This is a genomic window from Acetomicrobium mobile, assembly GCF_937920065.1.
Genome location: NZ_CALETC010000115.1, coordinates 1 through 5,935, shown reverse-complemented (window position 1 = coordinate 5,935; position 5,935 = coordinate 1). Strand labels below are relative to the sequence as shown.

Here is a 5,935-nt window from a genome sequence, read left to right as displayed (position 1 = left end):
ACCGACTCTCACGGCGGTTGGCTCAGGCTTGAGTGGAAGCAGTGATTTACTGGCTCAAGCTTCAAAACAAGCTCATGGAAGTTGACGCTACCTCCCCTGAGGTCTTTAAGAGACCTTTAAATTGGCCTCGCATCTTGTATGTAAGAGACCATAGAAGCATTACACGGACATGGGTGTAGAGCGAAGCATTTCTCAAGCTAAAAGACAAATCTATAGATTATTTTTTTGAGTGTTTTAAGCTACAATAAAGTTAAAGAAGTGTTAAATAAGTTGTCGCGCGAGGGAAAAATCTATGAACAAAATTATAACATTTCACATGGTTGCAAAATGTAAGAGTTTTACAAGGGCAGCAGAATCTCTCGGGTTAACCCAACCAGCAGTCAGCCTCCAAATTAAATCACTTGAAGATGAATGTGGAATGGAGCTATTTGAAAGGGTTGGCAAAAACATTCTACTAACGGATGCAGGCAAAACATTGCTGTTATACGTGGAGAAAATCTTACATACAATGGAAGAGGCTAAAAGAGCGCTTAAAGAAGCTCAGGATCCGTTAAGCGGGGAAATAAAATTTGGAGCAAGCATACTTTCTGGAATTTACGTCATTCCTCCAATTCTTGGTAAATTTAAAAGGGAACATCCACATGTCACGTTCTCCGTAAAAATAAGGTTTGCGAGAGACCTCATTGAGAGCATAGAAGACAATAAAATCGATTTCGCTATTATGGGAGAAGGCGATAAAAGCCAAAGAAAACAAGGTCTTTCTTTTACCTCTTTGTTGGAAGATGAGTTAGTTTTCGTCACTTCTCCGATGCATAAACTTGCTAGCAAAAAGACAGTTTCCGCTTACGAGGTGTTAAATCAAGATCTTATATTAACAGAAAAATATTCTGCTACACGTAATTACATTGATTCTGAGTTTAATAGATATGGAGTATGTATCGAACCTTATCTTGAACTGGGAAACATAGAGGTAGTAAAAAAATTGGTTGCTGAAGATTTCGGCTCTAGTATTCTATCGTGGATTTCAGTAAAAAGGGAAGTAGCAGAGGGTAATCTCCATGCATCAAAAATAGAAGAAATGAACCTCGTTAGAAGGGTTTTTCTAGTTAAGAGGAAGGGGAAAAAATTCTTGCCTGCTACAAATCTTTTTTTAAGCTTTTTAAAGTCGGAGACGGGATCAATTACGGAAACTTTTGGTTATGAGTAATTTTTATCATATTGAGAAGACACCTTTGTGATTGTATAAAATAAAAGTCGGAGAGACAGTGATTTGCAGATTTCTGATAAATGAACCCTTGAGGGAGCGTATTCCTACAAGGGTTCATTTATCATGTCACGAATATCTATAAAAAAGCGTCACATTAAATAATGATCGCATCACCAAAGTGAGGAGATCTTATGTCGAGATCAAACTTTTCACGCAATTTGTTGGCAAGGTTTGTCGATTTGGGTTCTTCTCCGTGATGGATTAGGATTAACTTTGCGTTAGAAAGCGTCTTGTTTATTATGAATTTATTGTCTGCTAGGTCAGTATGCACTTTTAGCTCTGATAGCGATAACACTGCGTTTATGGATACTTTTCCTTCAGTAAGCTTTCTGCCAAGGGTGCCTGGTGCAAGAAACCCCGAAAGAATAATCTTGTTTTGTGGTTTATCTTTGAGGAGATTGAAAATTTTAAGTGCTGGACCGGAAGACAGCATAGCATCCGGCGCTATAAAGATAGCTCCCTTTTCAACAAGGTCGTTTAATTTGGATTCATCGATAATTTTAAAATAGGGAGAATCGACTAGCTTGTTGAGCATTCCAATGGCCTCGGGTTTGATATAATGCGGATATTTTAGAACTCGTTTTGTATTTTCTATGATTGATTTTGAAATGTATATTTCTTTATCTATTTTTGATAAATTTTCCAACAAAAGCAAACAAACCACTTGCCCTCTTCCTAACGCTGCCGAAGGTATGAGGACGTTGAATCTGCCAGAAGTGACATTTTCAATAAATTTTTTTTCTAGTAATTCCTTAGGCATTATTTTATCTCCGTAAGATCCATTGATTATGCCTATTTCAGCATCAAAATCAAGGTAGGGTTCCGGATTGATTGCATCATTGAAATTTATGTCGCCGAAATGTGCGATTGTCTTTTCGTCCTTTATATGTACAATGGCAGATCCTACAAGGTGACCGCTGGGAAAGAATGTTATCAACGTACCTTTCCCTGCCTCAAATTCCTGAAAGTATGGTTTTGTGACAAACAATTTCTCCAATTCATAGATGCTTTGTTTGTCGTAAGGGGGGACAAGCCCATGACTTTCATAGCTCTTATGCCAACTCTCGCAATAAGTAATAGTAAATTCCTTTGTAGGTGGAGTGGCATATATGGGCACATTTATACCTTTCTCGACCAATAAAGGAAGCATTGCGGTATGATCCTGGTGAGCATGCGTTACCACGATAAAGTCAAGCTCAGGGAAGTCCTCCAAAGGCAACTCGCCAAGGATGCCTTCTCCAACTGTCTTTTTAACGCCATAATCTACTAGAAAACATGATTTACCCTCAACCAGCAGAGCACTGCGACCCTGCTCGCCAAATCCGCCAAGACATTTCAGTCTCACTTTCTTACCTCCTTTTCCTCATGCTCGCAATTGCGCCAATAGACTGGTTCTCCCTTGCCGAAAACCATGGCATCATAGGCAAGCTTGGTTTTACCCAGGTAATCACCACTGCGATCAAGGGCGATCCCTCTTCCAAAAACTGTAACTATTGTCCCGATTCCTATTTCACGGAGTGTAACTCCGAATTGCCTTAAAAGATGAGGCGCGCTTCCCGGTTCAGTGCTTCTTCCGTCGAGAATGATATGAAGATAGGCGTTTTCAAGATTCTGAGATCTTGCCAACATGAGAACATTCGACACATAGTCTATGACGCCGTGAGAACTTTTGTGAGAAAGTAAGCCTATGAGATGAAGACACCCTTTGGAATCATGGAGTCTATTTACAGCCTCCAGTAAAACAGGATTTTTGAAAAAGCTACCATCAGCGATGCTTTTTTCGATTATCACATCGTCTTGTAGCACGACACGGCCTGCGCCTAGATTTATATGACCTGCCTCGGAATTGCCGGGTTGATCTTTTTTCAACCCAACGTCCTCGCCCGAGGCCTTGAGGATTGTATGCGGATATTCTCGCAAAAGTCTGTTGTAAAAAGGGGCACCGGCGACGTATATTGGGTTTTTTGAGTCTTCCTTACCAATGCCCCAACCATCTAACACTATTAAAAGTACCTTGCGCTGGTTAATTGCTGTACGCGCTCGAAAAAGGCTCTTTTCAAAAATTTCAGGTGGCTCTATACCTATAGAGACAAGGACGGTTGAAGCTACGTTAGCAAGTCTTCCCTCCTTGAGGGAAATCTCTTGAACCGAAGGGCCAACAAGCAAGAAGGGAACAGGGTTTGTAGTATGGCTGACGTTAGGTCTCCCATCGTCTTTGTAACCGACTTCAAGAACACCGTGGTCTGCTGTGATCATTACTGTGTACTTTTGTTTAATCGCGGCTGTTACTACATCTTCAAGCGTTTTGTCTATTCCCTTAACACATGTTACTTTGGCATCGAAATCAGCAGTATGACCTATGATGTCCCCGTTGGCAAAATTTGCTAGTATGAAATTGTATTTGTCTTTATTTATTTCCTCAATAAGTCTTGCAGATACTTCGGAAAGTTTTAGTAATGGTATTTTCTCGTAAGGGATGCCCCTGTGGGATGGTATTTTTACGTCATCCTCCAAGGGAAAAACTATGTTTTCCCCGCCGTTGAAAAAGAAGGTTACATGGGCAAATTTTTCAGATTCGGCTATTCTTAATTGTTTTAGTTTGGATCTTGAAATAACCTCCCCGAGGGTGTTTGAAACAGTTTCGAATTTGAATGCAATTGGAAGATTTAAAGATACGTATTTAGAGTGATACAGGGTAAAGGGAACGAAAAAAAGGTTCGAGAAATTTTTCCTCTCAAAATAGGTGAACTCGGGCTCAACGAAGCAGTCTGTAAGCTGAATTTCCCGTTCGCCTCTTTTACAGCAAAAAACAACCGAGTCACCATCATTTATTAACCTAATTGATTTGCCATCTGCATTCTTTAAAACAAGAGGCTTCATGTAATAGTCGCTTTCACCCCGAATATAAGCTTCTTCAATAGCCTTAGCCATAATTTCGGAGGTTTCTATGAACTTTCCCATGGTGTCACCCCTTGGGTGTGATTATATTCCAATGCCAACTATTTTGAACCAGGTTAACCCGGCCACAAGGAACATCAAGTAACCTATCCCGTCGATGATCAGGCCATGCAAAAGTTGATCCCTTACCTTATAGAATCCGCTGGAGTAGTATATGAGGTTAGGTTTACTCTGTGGAGGAAGCGTAATGCACCAACAGATAGTAAAAGCGACAGGGAGCGTAAGGGCGATGACTAATTTGGTAGGATCGGCATTTAGCACTGGTGCTAATTCTTTAGCAAAGGCTATAACCGTGGGAGCAAGTATGGTAATTCTAACAATTTTGCTCGTGAATATTATGTGTGAAAAGAGAGCAATAAACATTACAACTGCGTAAATCTTAAAGAAGGTAACATTGACTAAATTAATTCTCGATAAAATACTATTGATAATAAAAGATGCAGCCCCAGTCTTATCCAATGCCATGCCCACGGCGTAAGCTCCGCAACTGAAAAGCATAAGGTCCCACGGTATTTTTACGTCGCCCCATTTCTTTATAACGCCGATCCCAGGAAGCAAACATAAAGTCGCACCTATCATTGCAGCTAGAGTGGGATCAATCTGTCTATGGAACATTGCCATATGCCACCTGTCAGTGCACCACAAAAACAAAGTGATGAGAAATATGATGAGAGCTTTTTTCTCATTGGCATCCATTGGACCTAAGTCTTTCATTTCCTTTTCCATGTTAGCGAGAGCTTCGCTGCTTACTTTTTCAATTTCTGGTGGAAATAGTTTTAGCCCAACGAAATAACCAATTATGGTAGTCACAATGGCTATTGGCATTGCAGCGATGAGCCAGGTTGAGTAGTATATTTGTGCGCCTGTTGCTTCTTTGATGAAGTTAACTGCCATGACGTTTGCCGATGTTGCGGTAAGTATACCACTCGTTGAAATTTCATTGCTTTGCATATTAACCAGCATCAGCAATTTTCCGAAGTTGCTCTCTCCGGGTATGGCGTTATAAATGTTAGCAAGCGTGATGGCAATGGGAAGCATTAAAGCTGCCCTGGCTGTCGTTGAGGGGATTAAAAATGAAATGGCGAAGTTCACTACGATCATTGCCAGAATAGCGCTTTTCGCAGTTTGTCCAAACCTCGTGACAATAGCCAAAGCTATTCTCTTACCTAGTTTGGTAACTTGCATTGCGGAATTTAATATGAAAGCACACACCATTAACCAAATTACATCGTATCCAAAAACGCCAAGAACGCTTTTTTGATCCCATGCATTAGTTAATATCAAGGCAATCATAGTAACAAAAGCAACTACATACGTGGGAAATGGTTCAGAAATCCATAATGCGAAAGCGCCAAGAAATACAGCTAAAGCAGCTTTGCCTTCGGGTTTCAGGCCACTTTCCGAAACAGGCACGAGGGCATAAACGAGCGCAAAGAGTACAATAGCGGCGGTCACTCCGATTATTTTGGTCAAATTGCCTTCTTTTCCCTTCGTCTTATCCTTCTGCATTTTTCTAGAACCTCCTTTCAATATGATAAAATAATGAAAGTATCCGCATTAAAATTATATTTTTGTAAATATGCATTTGTCAAATTTATTAATCTTATGTTTTTATAAGATTTGCTTATAGTTCTAAGGAATGTGCTGACCGCAACTATAACGAACCCGAGGGATCGTATAATAAACTGCATTATTCGAATTTGTTGCACT

Annotated in this window: 4 protein-coding genes; 1 reads left to right on the top strand and 3 read right to left on the bottom strand. The window is 40.2% G+C overall.

The window, feature by feature from the left end; genetic code table 11:
* Nucleotides 1-292 precede the first annotated feature (292 nt).
* A complete protein-coding gene (locus Q7P41_RS04900) occupies nt 293-1,207 on the top strand; it encodes a LysR family transcriptional regulator (RefSeq protein WP_303882609.1) in 915 nt (304 codons plus the stop codon).
* Nucleotides 1,208-1,361: 154 nt separating this feature from the next.
* Here Q7P41_RS04900 and Q7P41_RS04895 read toward each other — a convergent pair whose 3' ends face one another.
* Genes Q7P41_RS04895 through Q7P41_RS04885 form a run of 3 tightly spaced genes read right to left on the bottom strand, consistent with a single transcriptional unit; the run spans nt 1,362 to nt 5,734 of the window.
* Complete coding sequence (locus Q7P41_RS04895; RefSeq protein WP_303882608.1) at nt 1,362-2,612, bottom strand: MBL fold metallo-hydrolase; 1,251 nt, start codon at nt 2,610-2,612, stop codon at nt 1,362-1,364.
* The gene (locus tag Q7P41_RS04890; RefSeq protein ID WP_303882607.1) at nt 2,609-4,228 is read right to left on the bottom strand and encodes a hypothetical protein; all 1,620 of its coding nucleotides are present in this window, start codon (nt 4,226-4,228) and stop codon (nt 2,609-2,611) included. Before Q7P41_RS04890 ends, Q7P41_RS04895 begins: the two co-directional genes overlap by 4 nt.
* A gap of 21 nt (nt 4,229-4,249) precedes the next feature.
* Nucleotides 4,250-5,734: a DASS family sodium-coupled anion symporter gene (locus Q7P41_RS04885; protein WP_303882604.1), complete on the bottom strand. Its 1,485-nt coding sequence runs from the start codon at nt 5,732-5,734 to the stop codon at nt 4,250-4,252.
* Nucleotides 5,735-5,935: the final 201 nt, after the last annotated feature.